The organism is Glycomyces endophyticus (genome assembly GCF_039531525.1).
In the GTDB taxonomy this organism is placed as follows: domain Bacteria; phylum Actinomycetota; class Actinomycetes; order Mycobacteriales; family Micromonosporaceae; genus Glycomyces; species Glycomyces endophyticus.
This window is the reverse complement of sequence record NZ_BAAAQF010000005.1, coordinates 11,097-29,489: the sequence shown is the minus strand read 5'-3', so window position 1 is coordinate 29,489 and position 18,393 is coordinate 11,097. Positions and strand designations below refer to the sequence as shown.

At 70.3% G+C, this 18,393-nt stretch carries 16 protein-coding genes; 8 read left to right on the top strand and 8 right to left on the bottom strand.

What is annotated here, in order from left to right:
* Positions 1 to 32 precede the first annotated feature (32 nt).
* Positions 33 to 2,573 (top strand): aminopeptidase N, encoded by a 2,541-nt coding sequence (pepN, locus tag ABD419_RS06765; RefSeq protein ID WP_344483559.1) that lies wholly within the window; start codon positions 33 to 35, stop codon positions 2,571 to 2,573.
* Positions 2,574 to 2,714: 141 nt separating this feature from the next.
* Positions 2,715 to 3,635 carry a hypothetical protein gene (locus ABD419_RS06760; RefSeq protein WP_344483556.1) on the top strand — a complete coding sequence of 307 codons (921 nt, stop codon included), beginning with the start codon at positions 2,715 to 2,717 and terminating at the stop codon, positions 3,633 to 3,635.
* A 62-nt stretch (positions 3,636 to 3,697) separates the two neighbouring features.
* Here the strand turns inward: ABD419_RS06760 and ABD419_RS06755 are convergent, their stop codons facing one another.
* The 3 genes from ABD419_RS06755 to ABD419_RS06745 all read right to left on the bottom strand — a co-directional run bounded on the left by ABD419_RS06755 (position 3,698) and on the right by ABD419_RS06745 (position 5,177).
* The gene (locus ABD419_RS06755) at positions 3,698 to 4,075 is read right to left on the bottom strand and encodes a DUF5130 family protein (RefSeq protein WP_344485294.1); all 378 of its coding nucleotides are present in this window, start codon (positions 4,073 to 4,075) and stop codon (positions 3,698 to 3,700) included.
* 55 nt (positions 4,076 to 4,130) lie between these two features.
* On the bottom strand, positions 4,131 to 4,391 hold the full coding sequence (gene ctaJ / locus ABD419_RS06750) for an aa3-type cytochrome oxidase subunit CtaJ (protein ID WP_344483554.1): 261 nt from the start codon (positions 4,389 to 4,391) through the stop codon (positions 4,131 to 4,133).
* 231 nt (positions 4,392 to 4,622) lie between these two features.
* Positions 4,623 to 5,177 carry an HNH endonuclease gene (locus tag ABD419_RS06745; protein WP_344483552.1) on the bottom strand — a complete coding sequence of 185 codons (555 nt, stop codon included), beginning with the start codon at positions 5,175 to 5,177 and terminating at the stop codon, positions 4,623 to 4,625.
* Positions 5,178 to 5,410: 233 nt separating this feature from the next.
* Between ABD419_RS06745 and ABD419_RS06740 the strand changes: the two genes are divergently transcribed.
* Positions 5,411 to 6,427: a mechanosensitive ion channel family protein gene (locus ABD419_RS06740; RefSeq protein ID WP_344483550.1), complete on the top strand. Its 1,017-nt coding sequence runs from the start codon at positions 5,411 to 5,413 to the stop codon at positions 6,425 to 6,427.
* Between the two features lie 99 nt (positions 6,428 to 6,526).
* A complete protein-coding gene (locus ABD419_RS06735) occupies positions 6,527 to 6,955 on the top strand; it encodes a globin (RefSeq protein ID WP_344483547.1) in 429 nt (142 codons plus the stop codon).
* An 86-nt stretch (positions 6,956 to 7,041) separates the two neighbouring features.
* Here ABD419_RS06735 and ABD419_RS06730 read toward each other — a convergent pair whose 3' ends face one another.
* The 4 genes from ABD419_RS06730 to ettA form a co-directional block, all read right to left on the bottom strand.
* The gene (locus ABD419_RS06730) at positions 7,042 to 7,761 is read right to left on the bottom strand and encodes a type III secretion system chaperone family protein (RefSeq protein WP_344483544.1); all 720 of its coding nucleotides are present in this window, start codon (positions 7,759 to 7,761) and stop codon (positions 7,042 to 7,044) included.
* 395 nt (positions 7,762 to 8,156) lie between these two features.
* On the bottom strand, positions 8,157 to 8,708 hold the full coding sequence (locus ABD419_RS06725; protein ID WP_344483541.1) for a DUF8185 domain-containing protein: 552 nt from the start codon (positions 8,706 to 8,708) through the stop codon (positions 8,157 to 8,159).
* On the bottom strand, positions 8,696 to 9,097 hold the full coding sequence (locus ABD419_RS06720; protein WP_344483538.1) for an acyl-CoA thioesterase: 402 nt from the start codon (positions 9,095 to 9,097) through the stop codon (positions 8,696 to 8,698). Before ABD419_RS06720 ends, ABD419_RS06725 begins: the two co-directional genes overlap by 13 nt.
* 2 nt (positions 9,098 to 9,099) lie before the next feature.
* Positions 9,100 to 10,779 (bottom strand): energy-dependent translational throttle protein EttA, encoded by a 1,680-nt coding sequence (gene ettA / locus ABD419_RS06715; RefSeq protein WP_344483535.1) that lies wholly within the window; start codon positions 10,777 to 10,779, stop codon positions 9,100 to 9,102.
* Positions 10,780 to 10,941: 162 nt separating this feature from the next.
* Between ettA and ABD419_RS06710 the strand changes: the two genes are divergently transcribed.
* The 3 genes from ABD419_RS06710 (at position 10,942) to ABD419_RS06700 (ending at position 16,936) form a co-directional block, all read left to right on the top strand.
* On the top strand, positions 10,942 to 12,372 hold the full coding sequence (locus tag ABD419_RS06710) for an alpha,alpha-trehalose-phosphate synthase (UDP-forming) (protein ID WP_344483532.1): 1,431 nt from the start codon (positions 10,942 to 10,944) through the stop codon (positions 12,370 to 12,372).
* 66 nt (positions 12,373 to 12,438) lie between these two features.
* The gene (gene otsB, locus ABD419_RS06705) at positions 12,439 to 15,033 is read left to right on the top strand and encodes a trehalose-phosphatase (RefSeq protein ID WP_344483529.1); all 2,595 of its coding nucleotides are present in this window, start codon (positions 12,439 to 12,441) and stop codon (positions 15,031 to 15,033) included.
* Positions 15,034 to 15,094: 61 nt separating this feature from the next.
* A complete protein-coding gene (locus tag ABD419_RS06700; protein ID WP_344483527.1) occupies positions 15,095 to 16,936 on the top strand; it encodes a protein kinase domain-containing protein in 1,842 nt (613 codons plus the stop codon).
* Between the two features lie 191 nt (positions 16,937 to 17,127).
* Here the strand turns inward: ABD419_RS06700 and ABD419_RS06695 are convergent, their stop codons facing one another.
* Entirely contained in the window at positions 17,128 to 17,472 is a 345-nt protein-coding gene (locus ABD419_RS06695) for a hypothetical protein (RefSeq protein ID WP_344483524.1), read from the bottom strand.
* Between the two features lie 392 nt (positions 17,473 to 17,864).
* Here ABD419_RS06695 and ABD419_RS06690 point away from each other — a divergent pair, with 392 nt between their 5' ends.
* Positions 17,865 to 18,380, top strand: coding sequence for a DUF3145 family protein (locus ABD419_RS06690; RefSeq protein WP_344483521.1), 516 nt, complete (start codon positions 17,865 to 17,867; stop codon positions 18,378 to 18,380).
* The last annotated feature ends 13 nt before the right edge of the window (positions 18,381 to 18,393 follow it).

Below are 18,393 nucleotides of genomic sequence, written 5' to 3'. Positions count from 1 at the left end.
TTCATATCCGAACCCAAGACGCTGGAGGCAACGTGCCGTCGACGCACATTCTCACCAGAGCCGAGGCCGAGCGGCGCGCCGAGCTGCTCACCGTCGACTCCTACACCGTGGAGCTCGACCTGACCGGGCACGAGCGGGGAGACACCTTCGGCTCGCGCACCGCGGTCGTGTTCGACTGCGCCGAGCCCGGCGCCGAGACGTTCATCGAGATCGCCGCCGAGCGGATCGAGGAGGCGTTCCTGAACGGGGAGCCGGTGGACCTCACCGCGTACGACCCGAAGGCGGGCCTGCGCATCACCGGGCTGGCCGCGCGGAACGAGCTGGTCGTGAACGCGGTCTGCACGTACTCCACCGACGGCCAGGGCCTGCACCGCATGACCGACCCGGTCGACAAGGAGACGTACCTCTACTCGCAGTTCGAGGTGGCCGACGCCCAGCGCGTGTACGCGTGCTTCGACCAGCCCGACCTGAAGGCGACGTTCACGTTCCAGGTCCGCACGCCCGAGCACTGGACCGTGATCTCGAACATGCCCGCGGCCTCCGAGACCGTGGTCGAGGCGATCCAGACGAAGGTCACCCTGTTCGAGACCTCGGTGCGCATGAGCCCGTACATCACCGCGATCTGCGCGGGGCCGTACTTCGGGGTGCACGAGGTCCACGACGGCATCGACATGGGCCTGTACTGCCGCCAGTCGATGAAGGACTACCTGGACCCCGAGGGGGTCTTCGAGGTGACCCGCCAGGGCTTCGACCACTTCCACGAGCACTTCGGCGTGCGGTACCCGCTGCCCAAGTACGACCAGGTCTTCGCCCCCGAGTACAACTTCGGCGCGATGGAGAACTTCGGCTGCATCACGATCGCCGAGGCCTCGTTCCTGTTCCGCTCGCAGGTGACCGACTTCGAGCTGGAGCAGCGCGCGAACGTCATCCTGCACGAGATGGCGCACATGTGGTTCGGCGACCTGGTCACCATGCGCTGGTGGGACGACCTGTGGCTGAACGAGTCGTTCGCGGAGTGGGCGAGCCACTGGGCGAACGTGGAGGCGACGCGGTTCGCGGGCGCGTGGACCACGTTCCTGTCGGCGCGCAAGAACTGGGGCTACGGCGCCGACCAGCAGCCGACGACGCACCCGGTGTACACCGACGCGGGCGACACCGAGGAGATCCAGGCGAACTTCGACGGGATCACCTACTCCAAGGGCGCCTCGATCCTCAAGCAGCTGGTCGCGTACGTCGGCATCGACCCGTTCCTGGCGGGCCTGCGAGCGTACTTCCAGAAGCACCAGTTCTCCAACGCGGTCTTCTCGGACCTGCTCGGCGAGCTGGAGGCCGCTTCGGGCAAGGCGCTCAAGGACTTCGCGGACACGTGGCTGCGCACGGCCGGGGTCTCGACCCTGCGCCCGGAGGTCGGCGTCGACGCCGACGGGAACTACACGAGCGTGACCGTGCTCCAGGAGGTCCCGGCCGAGCACCCGACCCACCGCACGCACCGGATCGCGATCGGCCTGTACGACCTGGAGGGCGACCTCCTGGTGCGCCGCGACCGGATCGAAGTGGACGTCACGGGCGAGGCCACGCCGGTCCCCGAGCTGGCGGGCGTGCAGCAGCCGGACCTGCTGCTGCTCAACGACGACGACCTGACGTACGCGAAGCTCCGCCTGGACGAGCGGAGCCTGGCGACCGCGGTCGAGCACACCTCGGCGCTGGGCGACTCGCTGGCGCGGGCGCTGATCTGGGCCGCGGCCTGGGACATGCTCCGCGACGCCGAGCTGGGCGCGTCGCAGTTCGTGGAGCTGGGCGTCAAGAGCCTCACGGCGGAGGACGACATCAACATCGTCACCGTCGCGCAGCGCCAGGTGGCGGGGGCGCTCGCCTACGCCGCCCCGGAGCGCCGGGCCGCGCTGCGCGAGCAGTGGGCGCAGGCCGCGAAGGCCGCCATGGAGGCGGCCGGGCCGGGCTCCGACCCGCAGCGGTCGTGGGCGAAGGCGTACGCGTCGGCGTCCCGCTCCGAGGCCGACCTGGCCCGCGTGGCCGGCTGGCTGGAGGGCGCCGACGTGCCCGAGGGCCTCGCGGTGGACGCGGACCTGCGCTGGTCGCTGCTGACCGTGCTGGTCGCGACGGGCACCGTGGGCGAGGAGGCGATCGACGCCGAGCTCGACCGCGACTCGACCGCCGACGGCAAGCGCCTCTCGTTCATCGCCCGCGCCGTGGTCCCCACGGTCGAGGCGAAGCAGCGCACCTGGGAGCGGATCGTGGACCCGTCCACGGAGAACTACGTGCGCCGCTCCTCGATGCTCGGGTTCGCGCCGCTGGACCAGGCCGAGCTCGTGCGCCCGTACCTGCGCCCGTACCTCGACGCGGTGCCGGAGCTGTGGGAGAAGCTGGGCGCCCAGCAGGCCGTGGAGTACTCGAAGTATGCGTTCCCGTCGAACCTGATCGACGAGGAGTCGCTCGCGGTGCTCGACGCGTGGCTGGCCGAGGACCGCCCCGCGCCGATCAGGCGCGGCGTGGCCGAGGGCCGCTCGGACCTCGCCCGGGCCCTGAAGGGCCAGGAGCTGGACGCGAGCGCGTAGCAGCCGACACCCCGGGGCTCCGGGACCTGCCCGTGGACAGGCGGTCCCGGAGCCCCGAGTGGTTTTCACAGCGTTGGTAAGCTCGCCGTGTCGCGGCGCGGTCGCGGCGCGCCCGCTCGGGGATGAATGGAGAGAGCAGTCTTGTCCGCGCTTTTGCCGGTGGTCGTCCTCAGCGCCACCCTGGTCGCGCTGTTCGGCGTCGTCCTGCCGCTCCTGCTCCTCGGACCGGTCCTCGCCTCGCGGACCCGGCCGCAGCCCCAGCAGCTCCTCTTCGCCGTCGTGCTCCTCATCCCCACGGTCGTCATCGGCTCGGTGTTCCTGTCGTGGTGGGCCGTGGAGTGGCTCCGCCGCTACGACGTCGCCGCGCCCGAGCTCACCGGCATCGCCCTGGTCGCGGCCGCGGTCGTCGGCCTCATGGCGCCGCTGCGCCTGCCCGGCGGGTCCGGGCCGTTCTGGCTCAAGCCGCTCCTGGGCTTCGCGTCGGGGATCCTCGTGCCGATGTCGATCATCTGGAGCGTGGAGGCGGGCCTGCACGAGCTCGCGGCGGGCGGCATCGGCCTGCTGGTCCTCGTCGCGCTCGTCGTGCTCTTCCGGATCGTGGCCAAGCCGATCGCCCGGCGGCGCGACGCCAAGCTGGTGCGGACCTCGGTGCGGCGCTTCCAGGGGCAGCTCGTGGACGTCGCGGACTCGGCCTGGAGCCTCAAGAGCGCCCGCGGGACCGCGGACCGGATCGTCCTCACCTACGGCGGCGAGTCCGAGGGCGAGCCGGTCGGCGCGGCCCTGATCCTCAAGCGCGACATGGACTGGGTGCCGAAGGCGCGGGAGAACGAGTCCGCGGTGTTCGAGCTGGCGAAGGGCCTGAACGGCCAGCCGACCGAGGCGGTCCTGGCGCAAAAGCAGATCGGGACGCCCGCGACCCTGACGGTGCGCATCCCAGGGACGACGATCCTGTCGATCCGCGAGACCGTCGCCGACTCCCTCTCGTGGGTGGAGTTCGTCGGGAAGCTGGAGCTCACCGACGCGGACGGCCTCCTGAAGCGGCAGCAGCCCGAGGACGGCTGACAAGAGCAGAGCGCGCGAAACGGCGGCCGGGAATCATCCCGGCCGCCGTCTTCCGTTGTGCGTCAGCGCCCCTGGGCGGTCTCGGCGAGCATCCGCAGGCCGGTGATGATCCCCCCGGCGAGCTGGCCGGCGCCGAACGCGGCCTCCATGGAGAACACCACGAGGGCCGCCGAGCGGTCCGGGATCTTCTCCTGGGCGATGCGGCCGGTGACGATCTCCAGCTGCCGCTGCTCGGGCGAGACGGCGACGAGCACGGAGCGGTCGGGGTCGGCGAGCTTGTCGTGCAGCGCCTCGGCCGCGCCCCGCACCGGGTCGTACAGCGGGCCGACGTAGACGCTGTAGTGCAGGCCCCCGCCGTCGCGCTCGGCCACGGACAGGGCCTCGTCCAGGTGCAGCAGCTCCTTCACGTCGAAGGGGCCCTCCAGCATCGGCTGGCGCATGTGCTCGGGACTGCGGTCCACGCCTTCGACGATGCCGCCGGCGACGGCGACCTGGTTACCACTTGCCATGCGAGCCTCCCTTGGGTCCACTGGCGACGGTCTCGCCGTGGGCGGCCTCGAGCTCGGCCGCGTGCGAACCGGAGTCGCCGGGAACCGCGCCGTTGCGGGCGACGAACCAGACCGGTTTGAAGTCGTACGGACGACCCGCGCGGTAGCGGGACTGGGGACGCGGGTGCCGCAGGAAGATCAGGGCGAAGACCGCGACCACGACCAGGATCGGGGCGCCGAACAGAATCAGCCAGTCCTGGAAATTCATTGTTGCTCCCCTAGTTGCAGAGTCAGGGTGACCTCGTAAATGTACGGCTGGCAAGCGGGCGCCGTTACCGATGCCCAGCCTAATCCAATTGCGCCCCTCACATCACCGCAGGTGGGAACTCGGTGCCGCGGGTCGCATGCACGGCCGGTTCCCAAGGGGGAGCGGGCATCGGACACGGAAGGGCCCGCCGGCGGTCCGAGGACCGGTCCGGCGGGCCCGCCCGTCCGATGGCTATGAGAGGCGGGCGCGCTCCTTCCCGTGGCGCGGCAGCCACGCCTCCCAGGCGGGGTCGGGACGACGCTGTCCGCGGAACCCGCGCAGCTGCCAGCCCGAAGGGGGCCGGGGGGCGCGCGGGAGGCGCCAGCCGAGTTCGGCCAGGGTCTTGTCGCTCTTGCGGTGGTTGCAGGGGGCGCACGCCGCCACGACGTTGTCCCACGTGTGCGTCCCGCCGCGCGAGCGGGGCACCACGTGGTCGATCGTCTCAGCCGAGGAGCCGCAGTACACGCAGCGCCAGTCGTCGCGCGTGAAGACGCCGCGGCGCGAGGGGCTCGCGCCGACCTGCCGGGGGATGGCGACGTAGCGGTTCAGCCGGACCACCGAGGGGACGGGGATGTGCATGGTTTCGGAGCGCAGAAAACCGTCACCAGGAGTGACGGTTTCGGCCTTGCGGGTGAGCAGCAGCACCGCCGCTCGCTTCACTGGTATCACGCACAGCGGTTCGTAACTCTGGTTCAGGACCAGCGCGGATCCGAGGCCGACGCCGTGCGTGAAGAGATGTGCGTGCACCCCTGGGGCAGGGTCATCGCTGTCGAGCGTGCTCCTATGTCGAGGACCTATCACGGTGTCGTACCTCCAAGCCATCGGTCTCGTCAAGTTTGACCTATATCTCAGAAAATTGCACCCTGGTTCCGTGGGATCTTGAATGACGAGCGAATATCGTCTGTTCGAACCCCCGGTGGCGACGGACGGTGCGGACCGGTGGCCTGTACGGCCGGGGGTGGAAGCGGAGAATGGTGAACGTGGAAGTGCTTGCGGCGGCCGAGACGGCCTCTCCCTGCGATGCGGGGTTCAACGCCTGCACGATGCTCTTCAAGATGACCGGGAGCGAGGAGTTCTCGGTCGACGCGGGCGTCGTGCTCGACAAGATCGGCCAGGTGCTGCTGATCCTCGTCGCGGCGGCGCTGCTCCGCTGGCTCGTCAACCGCGCCATCGGGCGGATCATCAAGCAGGTCACCACCATCAAGGGCCCGCAGTCGATCGCCGACCTCGCCGACAAGCTGGGGTCCTCGAACTCGCGGCGCGACGAGCTCCTGGGCGACCGGTCCAAGGCCCGGGCGGAGACGCTCACGGGCGTGCTCCAGCACGTCAGCGGCATCGTCATCTACACGGTGGCGTTCATGCTCGTGCTCAGCTCCTTCAACGTCAACCTCGCGCCGATCCTCGCCAGCGCGGGCATCGCCGGCATCGCGATCGGCTTCGGCGCGCAGAACCTGGTGCAGGACTACCTGGCGGGGATCTTCATCCTGCTGGAGGACCAGTACGGGGTGGGCGACAACGTCGACGTCGGCGACGCCACCGGCACGGTGGTCGACATGGGCCTGCGGGTCACCACGCTGCGGTCCCTGGACGGGACGCTGTGGTACGTGCGCAACGGCCAGATCCTGCGGGTCGGCAACTCCAGCCAGAGCTGGGCGTACGTGGTGGTGGACACGCCGCTGCCGCCGACGGCGGACATCGACCGGGCCGGGGAGATCATCACCGGGGTCGCCGAGGAGTTCAAGGACGACGAGGAGTGGAGCGACCACGTCCTCAAGGAGCCGGAGTACCTGGGCCCGATCGAGATGACGATCGACGAGATCAAGGTGCGCCTGGGCGTGCGGATGACCTCCGACCAGCAGTGGGCGGCCGGGCGCGAGCTGCGGCGGCGCGTGACCGAGGCGCTGCGGGAGGCCGGGGTCATCGACCTGGCGTCGAGCGGGCGCATCTACGTGCCGCGCACGATGACGAACGGCGGGGCCGCGGGCACGGCCCCGTAGGCGCGGTCCGGGCCCGCTTCCGGGTGATGTGCGGCCCATTCGGTGTGACGCGCACCGGAACGGCTTTCCACTCGGGCCCGCTGTTGGCACGATTGGGAGATGCCTACTGACAGCCCGCGGGCCGTTGTGCCCCTCACGCCGACTGGACAGCCCGCGCCCACGCAGTCCTTCTACGAGGCGGTGGGCGGCGAGGAGACCTTCGAGCGCCTGGTGAACGCGTTCTACGCGGAGGTCGCCGAGGATCCGGTCATGCGGCCGATGTACCCGGAGGAGGACCTCCGTCCGGCGGCGCGCCGCCTGAAGATGTTCCTGGAGCAGTACTGGGGCGGCCCCCACGCCTACTCCGAGGAGCGGGGCCACCCGCGCCTGCGGATGCGCCACGCCCCGTTCGTCATCGGCGAGCGCGAGCGCGACGCCTGGCTCCGCTGCATGCGCGTCGCGATGGACGAGGTGGCGCTGCCGCCGGAGTACGACAAGGCGATGTGGGAGTACATGGAGCGGGCGGCGGACTTCATGCGGAACGCATGAAGCGAGGGCGCACCTGAACTTCCCGAGCACGAAGAACGGGGCCGGAACGCATCAGCGTTCCGGCCCCGTTCGCGTACTGCCGGGCGTTACAGGAGCTCTCCTTCGAGCCACTCCACGAACGTGCCCGAGATGGCGGTGCCGCAGTCGATGAGCTCTTCAAGGAGCGCGGTGGTGATGCCGGGGCGGACGGGGACCTGGATCTCGCCGAACACGGGGAGTGCGCCGGACTCGGTGGGTTCGCCGAGGTAGGCCTTGAGGAAGCGGCGGGTGCGGTTCCACTCGTTCATGGCCGCGTAGCCGCGCTCGGACCACTCGCGGGGGACGGTCTGGTACGCGCGGGCGCGCAGGACCAGGATGTCGGCGTCGGGGCCCTCGGCGCGGACCTGGACGATGTGGCGCTCCCAGAGGGCCACGATGCCGCCGTTCTCGTCGACGAGGTAGCGGATGTCGAGGTTCTTCAGGGACGCGATGATGCGGTCGGCGTCGAGCGGGGCGGCCTCGTCGCGGGCGTCGGCGGCGATCTGCTCGAGGTCGGTGATGAACTCGGGGTCGATCTCGGCCAGGTCCTGCTTGATGAGGTGCCAGCGGTCGACCTCGGAGATCTGCTCCTGCTCGGGCCCGAGGAGCAGCTGCTCCGCGGACAGCTCGTGGCGGAGCTCGCGGGAGGCGAGCTCGAACTCGTCGGTCGCCTCGTCGCGCCGCTCGGCGCGCGGGTTCGGGACCGCGCTGGGCTGGCTGCCGCGGGCCTGCGCGCGTTCGGCCGAGCCGCCGATCTCGCTGTCGGCCTCGGCGACCGCTTCGGTCACGGGGTTGTCTTCTGCGTCGCGTTTTCTGCTTCGCCACCATGCCATGGTGTTGTCCGCCTTCCCACCCAAAATGCGAATCACTGGCAGTGCTTGGGTACTTCGTTGGCATTCCTGTCGGACTGTGCCATTGGTTGCGATTGGTTGTGCTTCGCGGGGGCACAGCCAAGTTACGTCGCGTTGCAGTGAGCAGACTAGGGACTCGGTGCGACTTGGCACAACCGTCAGCCAATCCTGACTGAAAGTATGAACCGTCGAGCGTTTGTTCGCAGGCCCGCACTGGGTACTGTCACGGGTTTCATATGTATCAGAGTCGGGCGTCCCGTCCCATCGTCCGGACGTCGGATTTTTGTCAGCGGCACGGTGGTCACTGGATCGTGGCGGGCCGACGGCCCGCGTCACAGGAGGGGCAGGCCGCGGTCCCGTTCCCAGACGGTGCCGAAGGTGCCGGAGAGGCCCAGGCGGCGTCCCGCCCGGATGACCTTGACCGGGTCGTCGCCGAGGAACCCCATGCGGCACAGGGCGGCCACGAGCCGGACCTGGACCGGGAAGAGGCGGCCGTCGTGCTCGACGGTGAGGGCCACGTGGTCGAGCATGGCGTCGCGCAGGCGGCGGTCGCCCACGCCGTGGCCGCGGCGCTCGCGGAGGGCGGCGGCGGCCTTGCGGTCGATGTCGGCGACGTCGCCGGCGGGCACGGTCTCGACGGTCGTCCACGGCCGCGCCGGGAGGCGGATGCGCCAGGCGGCCTCTGGCCGGGCGGCGGCGGTCGCGGCGGCGAGGTCGGCGGCGCGGTAGACGCCGTCGGGGAGCGCGCCGTCGCGCACGGCGAGGACGCCGATGGGCAGCGCGGCCCAGAGGCGGCCCTCGCGGGCGAGGACGGGCGCGTCGGGGTCGAGGCGGGCGACGCGGGCGGCGAAGGCGAGGCCGTCGCCGGCGGTCAGTCGGTCCATCGCTCGAGGAAGTCCCGCTCGGGCCCGGTGACGCGGCGGGGCCGCTGGGTCTCGGTGTTGAACGGGACCATGACCGACCGGGCCTTGAGCGCCAGCTTGTCGTTCGCGAAGAGCTCGTAGGCGAACGTGAACGATGAGTTCCCGATCCGCTCGATCCAGACCTCGACGCGCACCTCGGCGGGCACCGTCACGGGCAGCAGGAAGTCGACCTCGTGGCGGGCGACGACGACGCCTTCCCGGAAGCCGGTGATCCCGGCGTCCTCGGCGGTGTCGAACATCATCGCCACCCGCGCCTCCTCGAGCAGCACCATGAACTTGTTGTTGTTCACGTGCCCGAAGACGTCCATGTCGGACCAGCGCACGGCGACGTCGACCTTGAAGCGCGCCACGGCTAGTCCCGGGTGAGCTTCCGGTGGGTGACGCGGTGCGGCTTGGCGGCCTCGGCGCCGAGGCGCTCGACCTTGTTCTTCTCGTAGGACTCGAAGTTGCCCTCGAACCAGAACCAGGCGGGCTCGCCGGTGGCCGGGTCGCCCTCCCACGCGAGGATGTGGGTGGCGACCTTGTCGAGGAAGGCCCGGTCGTGGGAGATGACCACGGCGCAGCCGGGGAAGTCCAGCAGGGCGTTCTCGAGGCTGGAGAGGGTCTCGACGTCGAGGTCGTTGGTGGGCTCGTCGAGGAGGAGCACGTTGCCGCCCTCTTTCAGGGTGAGCGCCAGGTTGAGCCGGTTGCGCTCGCCGCCGGAGAGGACCTTGACGGGCTTCTGCTGGTCCGGGCCCTTGAAGCCGAACGCGGCGATGTAGGCGCGGCTGGGCATCTCGACCTTGCCGACCATCAGGTAGTCGAGGCCGTCGGAGACGACCTCCCACACGGACTTGTCGCCGTCGAGGCCGGCCCGGTTCTGGTCTACGTAGGACAGCTGCACGGTGCCGCCGACGACGACCTCGCCCGCGTCGGGCTTCTCGAGGCCGACGATGGTCTTGAACAGCGTGGTCTTGCCGACGCCGTTGGGGCCGATGATGCCCACGATGCCGTTGCGCGGCAGGTTGAAGCTCAGGCCGTTGATGAGGGTGTTGCCGTCGAAGCCCTTGTACAGGTCCTTCGCCTCGATCACGGTCGAGCCCAGGCGCGGCCCCGGCGGGATCTGGATCTCCTCGAAGTCGAGCTTGCGGGTCTTGTCGGCCTCGGCGGCCATCTCCTCGTACCGGCCCAGGCGGGCCTTGGACTTGGTCTGGCGGGCCTTGGCGTTCGAGCGGACCCACTCCAGCTCGTCCTTGAGGCGCTTCTGGAGCTTGGAGTCCTTGCGGCCCTCCACCTTCATGCGCTCGGCCTTCTTCTCCAGGTAGGTGGAGTAGTTGCCCTCGTACGGGTAGGTGCGGCCGCGGTCGAGCTCGAGGATCCACTCCGCGACGTTGTCGAGGAAGTACCGGTCGTGCGTGATGGCGATGACGGCGCCCGGGTAGGAGGCCAGGTGGCGCTCCAGCCAGAGGACCGACTCGGCGTCGAGGTGGTTGGTGGGCTCGTCGAGCAGCAGCAGGTCGGGCTCCTCGAGGAGGAGCTTGCAGAGCGCGACGCGGCGGCGCTCACCACCGGAGAGGTGGTCGACCTGCTCGTCGCCGGGCGGGCAGCGGAGGGCGTCCATGGCCTGCTCGAGCCGGGAGTCCAGCTCCCACGCGTTCGCGGCGTCGAGCTCCTCCTGGAGGCGGCCCATCTCGTTCATGAGCTCGTCGGTGTAGTCGGTCGCCATCTCCATGGCGACCTCGTTGAACCGGTCGAGCTTCGCCTGGATCGGCGCGACGGCCTCCTGGACGTTCTCCATGACGGTCTTGCCCTCGGTCAGCGGCGGCTCCTGCGCGAGCAGGCCCACGGTGGCGCCGTTCGCGAGCTTCGCCTCGCCGTTCGAGACCTGGTCGATGCCCGCCATGATCTTGAGCAGGCTCGACTTGCCGGCGCCGTTGGGGCCGACCACGCCGATCTTCGCACCCGGGTTGAAGTACAGGGTGACGTCGTCGAGGACGACCTTGTCACCGTGCGCCTTGCGCGCCTTTTCCAGGGTGTAGATGAACTGCGCCACGCTGATCCTTCGCTGTGCGACGAGCTGTACGGAACTGACCGGTACCAATGATGTCAAGCCCGCGGGGGCGGCCGCCAATCGGGCCTCGGACGGAAGCTGCTGCGTCACCACGGCCCCCTCCGGCCCCTCCCCCGCTAGGCTTGTGGAAAGGAGGAACACGAATTGAGCAACGCATCGTTCATCGTCGTCGCCAACCGCCTCCCCGTCGACGCTGTCGTCGATGAAGAGGGAAACAAAACCTGGCGCCGATCCCCTGGCGGCCTCGTCACCGCCCTCGAACCCGTTCTCCAGGCCAACCGGGGCACCTGGATCGGCTGGGCCGGCATCGCCGGCGCGGCCCCCGAGCCCTTCACCGCCGACGGCATCACCCTGCTGCCCGTCGAACTCAGCGAGAACGAGGTCCTCCGCTACTACGAGGGGTTCTCGAACGCCTCGCTGTGGCCGCTCTACCACGACGCGGTCGAGCCCCGCGTCTTCCGCCGCTCCTGGTGGAAGTCCTACTACGAGGTGAACGAGCGGTTCGCCGAGGTGTGCGCCAGCGAGGCCGCCCCCGGAGCGACCGTGTGGATCCAGGACTACCAGCTCCAACTCGTCCCCGGCATGCTCCGCGAGCGCCGCCCGGACCTGCGGATCGGGTTCTTCCTGCACATCCCGTTCCCGCCCGTCGAGCTGTTCATGCAGCTCCCCCACCGCATGGAGATCCTCAAGGGCCTCCTCGGCGCCGACCTCGTCGGCTTCCAGCGGCCCCTCGCGGCGCAGAACTTCCTCGCGCTCACCCGGCACCTGCTCGGCTACCGGCCGAGGGGGCACTACGTCACCGTCGACGACCGCCTCGTGAGGGCCGACGCCTTCCCCATCTCCATCGACACCGCCGCCAACGAGGAAGTGGCGAACACCGAGCGGGTCCGCCAGCGCGCCAAGGAGATCCGCGCCGAACTCGGCGAACCCGAGACGATCATCCTCGGCGTCGACCGGCTCGACTACACCAAGGGCATCGAGCGGCGCCTCAAGGCGTTCCGCGAACTCCTGGAGGACGGCCGCCTGGAGGTCCCCAAGGCCGTCATGATCCAGGTCGCGACCCCCAGCCGCGAGCGCGTCGACCAGTACATCGCCCTGCGCGAGCGGGTCGAGCGCGAGGTCGGGCGCATCAACGGCGAGTACGGCCAGGTCGGCCTGCCCGCGGTGCACTACCTGCACCAGTCGTTCGACCGGTACGAGCTGGCGGCCCTCTACCAGGCCGCCGACGTGATGGCCGTGACCCCGCTGCGCGACGGGATGAACCTCGTCGCCAAGGAGTACGTCGCCAGCCGCATCGACAACCGCGGCGCGCTGGTCCTCAGCGAGTTCGCCGGGGCCGCAGGAGATCTGCGCCAGGCGTTCCTCGTGAATCCGCACGATCTGACAGACCTGAAAGACGGATTCGTGACAGCTGCGACCGCGTCGCCCGACGATAAGATGAAGCGAATGCGCGCCATGAGGAGGTACCTGCGCAAGCACGACGTCTCCCGTTGGGCCCGCAGCTTCCTCACGGCGCTGGGTGTTCCGGAGCGCAGCGCGGCGTACAATCCGGGCAGCCTGCCCTCCGCCGACTGAAAACGGCAGGCAGGGGCCGGTAGGCACACATATTCCGCAACGACGGTGTTGGAGAGATACGCCAAGATGACCGCACCAAGCCCAGAGGGCCGTGATCCGGAGGCCTCTGCGTCCTCCGAAGAGCTCCGCTCGGCCCTCACCCTGCTCGCACGCGTTCCGCAGCTGCTGATCGCGTGCGACTACGACGGCACGCTCGCCCCCATTGTGACCGACCCCTCGCAGGCCAAACCGATCCCCGAGTCGGTCTCGGCCCTGCGGACACTCGCGAACCTGCCGCAGACCAAGGTCGCGGTCATCTCCGGTCGCGCCCTGCGCGACCTGGCGGCCCTGTCCCGCCTGCCTTCCGAAGTGCACCTGGTCGGATCCCACGGATCCGAGTTCGACATCGGCTTCACGCGGGCGCTCTCGAGCGAGGACCAGCGGTTGCGCGACAAGCTCGTCGCCGAGCTGTCGGCGATCGCCGAACGCTACGAGGGCGCCCGCGTGGAGCCCAAGCCCGCCGGCGCGGCCCTGCACGTGCGCGAGAGCACCGACGAGCACGCGCTCGCGGCCGTCGAGGACGTCCGCGAGGGCCCCTCCTCCTGGGACGGCGTGCAGACCACCGAGGGCAAGGCGGTCATCGACCTCTCCGTGGTCGCCACCCACAAGGGTGATGCGCTCGACAAACTGCGGCACCAGCTGGGGGCGTCCGCGGTCCTGTTCCTGGGCGACGACGTCACCGACGAGAACGCGTTCGCGCACCTCCACGGCCCCGACGTCGGCGTCCGCATCGGCCCCGGCCCCACCAGGGCCGCCTACCGGATCTCCGACCCCGAAGAGGTCGCGGTCCTCCTCGCGCGGCTGGTCGACACCCGCCGCGCCTGGCTCCAGGGCGAGTCCGCGCAGCTCATCGAGCGGCACTCGATGCTCGCCGACGGCGCCAACCACGCGCTGCTCACCCCCGAGGGCCGCGTCACCTGGATGTGCCACCCGAAGCCCGACTCGGGCTCGGTCTTCGCCGACCTGCTCGGCGGCGACCACGCCGGGCACTTCACCGTGCAGCCGGTCAGCGCGGGCATCCCGCTCGGCCAGCGGTACGTCGCCGGGACCATGACCGTCGAGACCCGCTGGTCGGGCCTGTCGGTCACCGACTGGCTCGACTCGACCCCGCGCCGCCGCGGCGACCTCAACGCCACCGTCCTGGTCCGCGAGATCACCGGGGAGATCCCCGTCAAGATCACGTTCGCGCCCCGGCCGGAGTTCGGGCAGCTGCCCGTGCAGCTCCAGCCCGTCGGCGACGACGGCCTCAAGGTCCTCGGCGGCCGCGAGCCCATCAGCCTGCGGTCCCAGGGCGTCGAATGGCACATCGAGTACGACGGGCAGCACTCGCTCGCCGTCGCCACCGTCGACCTCGCCCAGGTGGGCGGGTCCCTGGTGCTCGAGATGCGCGCCGGCATCGACGACCTCAGCGAGTGGCGCCCGCCGGTACACGTCCGCCGCCGCACCACCGAGGCCGGCTGGCGCAACTGGTCCGACTCGCTCAGGCTCCCCCGCATCGAGTCCGAGACCGTCGGGCGCTCCGCCCTGACGCTCAAGGCCCTCTGCTACCAGCCGACCGGCGCGATCCTCGCCGCGGGCACCACCTCGCTCCCCGAGGAGCTCGGCGGCGTCCGCAACTGGGACTACCGGTTCTGCTGGATCCGCGACGCCGCGATGACCGCGAACGCGCTCGTCGACCTCGGCTCCCTCCAGGAGGCCGAGTCCTACTTCACGTGGGTCGCCGGCATCCTCGAGCGGACCGCCGGGCACCCCGAGCGGCTCGCCCCGCTCTACGACATCGAAGGCCAGGCGCCCAGCCCCGAGGCCATCATCGACACGCTCCCCGGGTACGCGGGAGCGCGGCCGGTGCGCATCAACAACGCCGCGTCGAACCAGGTTCAGCTGGACGTGTTCGGCCCCGTCGCGATGCTCATCGAGGCCGTCGCCCAGCGCCGCGGGCACCTCTCGGAGTTCGAGGAGCGCGTCATGGCGAGCATGGTCGAGGCCGTCGCCAAGCGCTGGCACGAGCCCGACCACGGCATCTGGGAGGCCCGCCAGGCCCCGCGGCACCACGTCTACTCCAAGGTCATGTGCTGGGTGACCGTGGACCGCGCCATGAAGGTCGCCGAGCAGTTCGGCATGGAGTACAAGCCCGAGTGGCCCGAGCTCCGCGACCAGATCGCCAAGAACGTGCTCGAACTGGGCTGGAACGACGAGATCGGCGCCTACACGGCCGCGTACGGCCACGACGACCTCGACGCCGCGTCCCTGTGGATCGGGCTCTCGGGCCTGCTCCCGCCGGACGACCCGCGCTACCTGAAGACCGTCCTCAAGATCGAGGCCGGCCTGCGCTCGGGCCCGACCGTGTACCGCTACCACCGCGACGACGGCCTCCCGGGCACCGAGGGCGGGTTCATCATCTGCGCCGCCTGGCTCGCCGAGGCGTACCTCCAGGTGGACCGCCGGACCGACGCCGAGGAGCTGTTCGAGCAGATCCTCGCGTGCGCGGGCCCGACCGGCCTGCTGCCGGAGCAGTGGGACCCGATCGCCGAGCGCGGCCTCGGGAACCACCCGCAGGCGTACTCGCACCTGGGCCTGATCCGGGTCGCGAACCTGCTGAACGGCACCGCCGGACGCATCTGAGGAAGTTTCAGGGCGGGGGCTAATCTGAACGGGACACCGTCCCCGGAAGAGAGCCCCCGCCTTGAGCCTCCCCACTCCGGCCGTCCCCGGTTTCCGCGACTTCGAGATGGTCGCGCACGGGTCGACCGCGTTCGTCTACCGCGCCGTGCAGGAGCGGCTCGACCGGACCGTGGCCGTGAAGGTCCTCCTCGTCGACGACGACATGACCACCGCCGACTCGGTCGAGAAGGAGCTGGAGGCGACCGTCGCGGTCTCCAACCACCCCCACATCGTCTCGATCATCGACACCGGCCACACCGACGCCGGGCAGCCGTTCATCGTCATGGAGTACTGCGAAGGCGGCTCGTACTCGGCGATCCTCAAGGCGGACGGCCCGCTCCAGGTGGCCGACGTCCTCGACGTCGGCGTCAAGATCGGGCAGGCCCTCCAGGCCGCCCACAACGCGGACATCCTCCACCGGGACGTGAAGCCGCAGAACATCCTCCGCGGCCAGTACGGGCCGGCGCTGGCGGACTTCGGGATCGCCCGGACCGCCGCGGCGCTGGCGGCGACGGCCGCGATCGACAAGCTCACCCCGCTCCACGCCTCCCCCGAGGCGCTGCTGCGGCAGGCCCAGACCCCCGCGAGCGACCTGTTCAGCCTCGCCTCCAGCATGTGGCACCTCCTGGCCGGGTTCGCGCCGTTCGCGAACCCCGAGGGCGGCACCGACCCGGACACGCACCGGCAGCGCGTCACCTCCGACGAACCGCCGCCGAAGCTCCCGCGCGACGACGTCCCCGAGTGGCTCGAGAGCCTGCTCGTGCGGAGCCTGTCGCGGGACGCGGCCCGGCGCCCGGCGTCGTGCGAGGCGTTCGCCGAGGAGCTCCAGCGGAACATGTACGGCGGCGGGGTCGGCAAGGCCGCCGCGCCGTCGGTGATCGGCGACGTCTCGAACGAGGAGACGGTCTACCGGCCCGAGGTGGCCACGCGGGGCACGCGGGTGCCGCTCGACCCGTTCGCGCCGGTGCAGCAGCCGCCGATGCCGCACTCGGAGTACGGCAACACGCTCGGTTCGACCGCGGGCGGGATGACCGGCGGCGGGACGGGCGGGTTCGGCTCGCAGCTGGGCCACTCGGTGGACCCGCGGTACGCGCAGCTGAACGGGGCGCCGCCCGCGGCGCCGCCGGTGTCGGCCGCGCCGTTCTCGGGGGCGCCGATGTCGGCGCAGCCCTTCTCGGGCGCGCCGATGTCCGCGCAGCCGTTCTCCGGTGCGCCGGCGTCCGCGGCGCCGCACCTCGCGCCGTACTCGGCGCCCCCGCAGGCGCCGGTGAGCATGCAGCCGCCGCCCTCGCCGTGGACGGCGCAGCAGGCCGCGCCGCCGATGTCGGCGCCGCCGGAGTCGCAGGTGTTCGCGCCGCCGGTGATCGGCCGCGACGGTTCGAAGCAGCGCAAGACCAAGGCGTACAAGCCCGCCAAGCCGGTCCAGGCGAAGCAGAAGGACTCGCGGAGCCTCAAGGGGTACGTGTACCTGGGTCTGGCGATCACGGTCGTCCTGGCGCTCGTCATGACCGCGTGGCTGTGGCTGATCCTGCCGAACCGGGACGCCGGCGACCTCGACCAGGCGACCACGGACGGGCAGGGCGCGCCGACGGGCGTGGCGATCGAGTCGTGGAACGAGGGCGAGGTGACGCTCGCGTGGACGGCGCCCGAGGGGGCCACGGACACGCTGCGCTACATCGTGTTCGCCCAGCGCGTGGGCGACGACCGGGCCGAGGCGCTGAACACCGAGGGGACCCTGGAGACCGAGTTCACCACGGCCGGCTTCAGTCCGGACCAGGACTACTGCTTCCAGGTGAGCGCACTGTGGTCGGTCGACGAGGTGCCGATGTCGGACCCGGTGTGCACCGCCGATCTCGCCGATTGACCGAATGCCCGATAGGGGTCGCCCGATCGGTCGATGCCGCCCACTCTGTGAGGCCGATCCGAGAGTGCATTCCGCAGTTGCAGGAATTGGCCGCGAATAGCGCGCTCGAACATTTGATCGACCAATTCCGGGGTGAAAAAATGCGCCCCACGCCCGATGGGCATGGAGCGCGGCTGTCGCGGGTGCGAAACCTAGGCGGCGACGGCCTCGGCGGAGAACACGCCGGCCTCTTCGAGGTTCTTCAGGGTGGTGTCCCAGCCCTGCTCGGGAAGCTTGGCCGCGAGGCCCTCGATCTCGACCTTGAGCTTCTCACCGTGGCCGGCGGCGGCCAGGGCCTTGAGGGCCTCGGTGAACGCCTCGGAGCCGACGGCGAGGTGGAGGGTCTTGCCGGTGGTCAGGTTGCGCAGGTAGACGTGCTTGCCGCCGTTGAGCGGGATCAGGTACTTGAACTCGCCCAGGACGCTGAGGCCCGCGGCGCCCTTGCCCTGGCCGGCCTTGACGGAAGCGCGTGCTGTCTTGGAAGTGTTGGCTGCCACGCCGGTCTCCTCACCATGTCGTGTAGACGGATCTCGGTCTCACGCAGGAAGAGCAGCCCCGAAGACTGGCACTGAACCTGGGTTGGACCACAAAAGAAAACCGACAGTATGCCGGTCATGCGCAAGTGTAGCTCAGGTGCGGGCTGCGACGACTAGCACATGTACCAGGTGTGACACATCGAATGATCGAAAAAGTGAGCGCCCGGAGCCGTTTAAGCCTAGCGCGATGCTTTCGAAGCTGTCAGTATGGAACAGAGCGGAATAGCGCGCCGGGTCCGAGTTCATCCCCACATCGACCCGGCCGATACCCGTTGCACGACTTCAAGTCGTAGCCGAATGACCACAAGGAGTGAGCCAGTACTCAGATACGCCGATTCCCAAGGAGGTGCGCGATGCAGACACGCGGCGTGATCTACATCCACTCCAGCCCGTCGGCCGTGTGCCCGCACGTCGAGTGGGCGATCGGCCGCGTGCTGGAGAGCTCCGGCGGCGCCTCGCGCCAGGGATCGGTCAAGCTGGGCTGGTCCCCGCAGGCCGCCGAGCGGGGCACCATGCGCGCCGAGCGCCCCTGGACCGGGTACGCCGGCATGGGTGCCGAGTTCGCGAAGGCCCTGGTGCAGTGGCCGATGCTCCGCTTCGAGGTCACCGAGGACCCGAGCTCGGGCGTCGACGGCGAGCGGATCATGCACGTCCCCGGCCGCGGCGCGTACCGCGCCGCGATGAGCGCCAGCGGCGACATCATGATCGCCGAGGACCGCATCCGCGCGCTCCTGGCGACGACCACCAGCGCCGAGGCGCTGCGCTCCGGGCTGGACCAGCTCCTGGGCCTGGAGTGGGAGCGGGAGCTCGCGCCCTACCGGCAGTCCGCCGGCGGCGTCGAGCAGTCCTGGCTCTCCCAGGTGAGCTAGACGAGACGGAAGG

What these genes read in the sequence shown, in the direction of transcription:
- ABD419_RS06755 (WP_344485294.1), bottom strand. Translation starts at nt 4,075, where the DNA reads ATGCGCCAGCCGATGCTGGAGGGCCCCTTCGACGTGAAGGAGCTGCTG.
- ctaJ (WP_344483554.1), bottom strand. Translation starts at nt 4,391, where the DNA reads ATGAATTTCCAGGACTGGCTGATTCTGTTCGGCGCCCCGATCCTGGTC.
- ABD419_RS06735 (WP_344483547.1), top strand. Translation starts at nt 6,527, where the DNA reads ATGCCTACTGACAGCCCGCGGGCCGTTGTGCCCCTCACGCCGACTGGA.
- ABD419_RS06725 (WP_344483541.1), bottom strand. Translation starts at nt 8,708, where the DNA reads ATGGACCGACTGACCGCCGGCGACGGCCTCGCCTTCGCCGCCCGCGTC.
- otsB (WP_344483529.1), top strand. Translation starts at nt 12,439, where the DNA reads ATGACCGCACCAAGCCCAGAGGGCCGTGATCCGGAGGCCTCTGCGTCC.
- ABD419_RS06690 (WP_344483521.1), top strand. Translation starts at nt 17,865, where the DNA reads ATGCAGACACGCGGCGTGATCTACATCCACTCCAGCCCGTCGGCCGTG.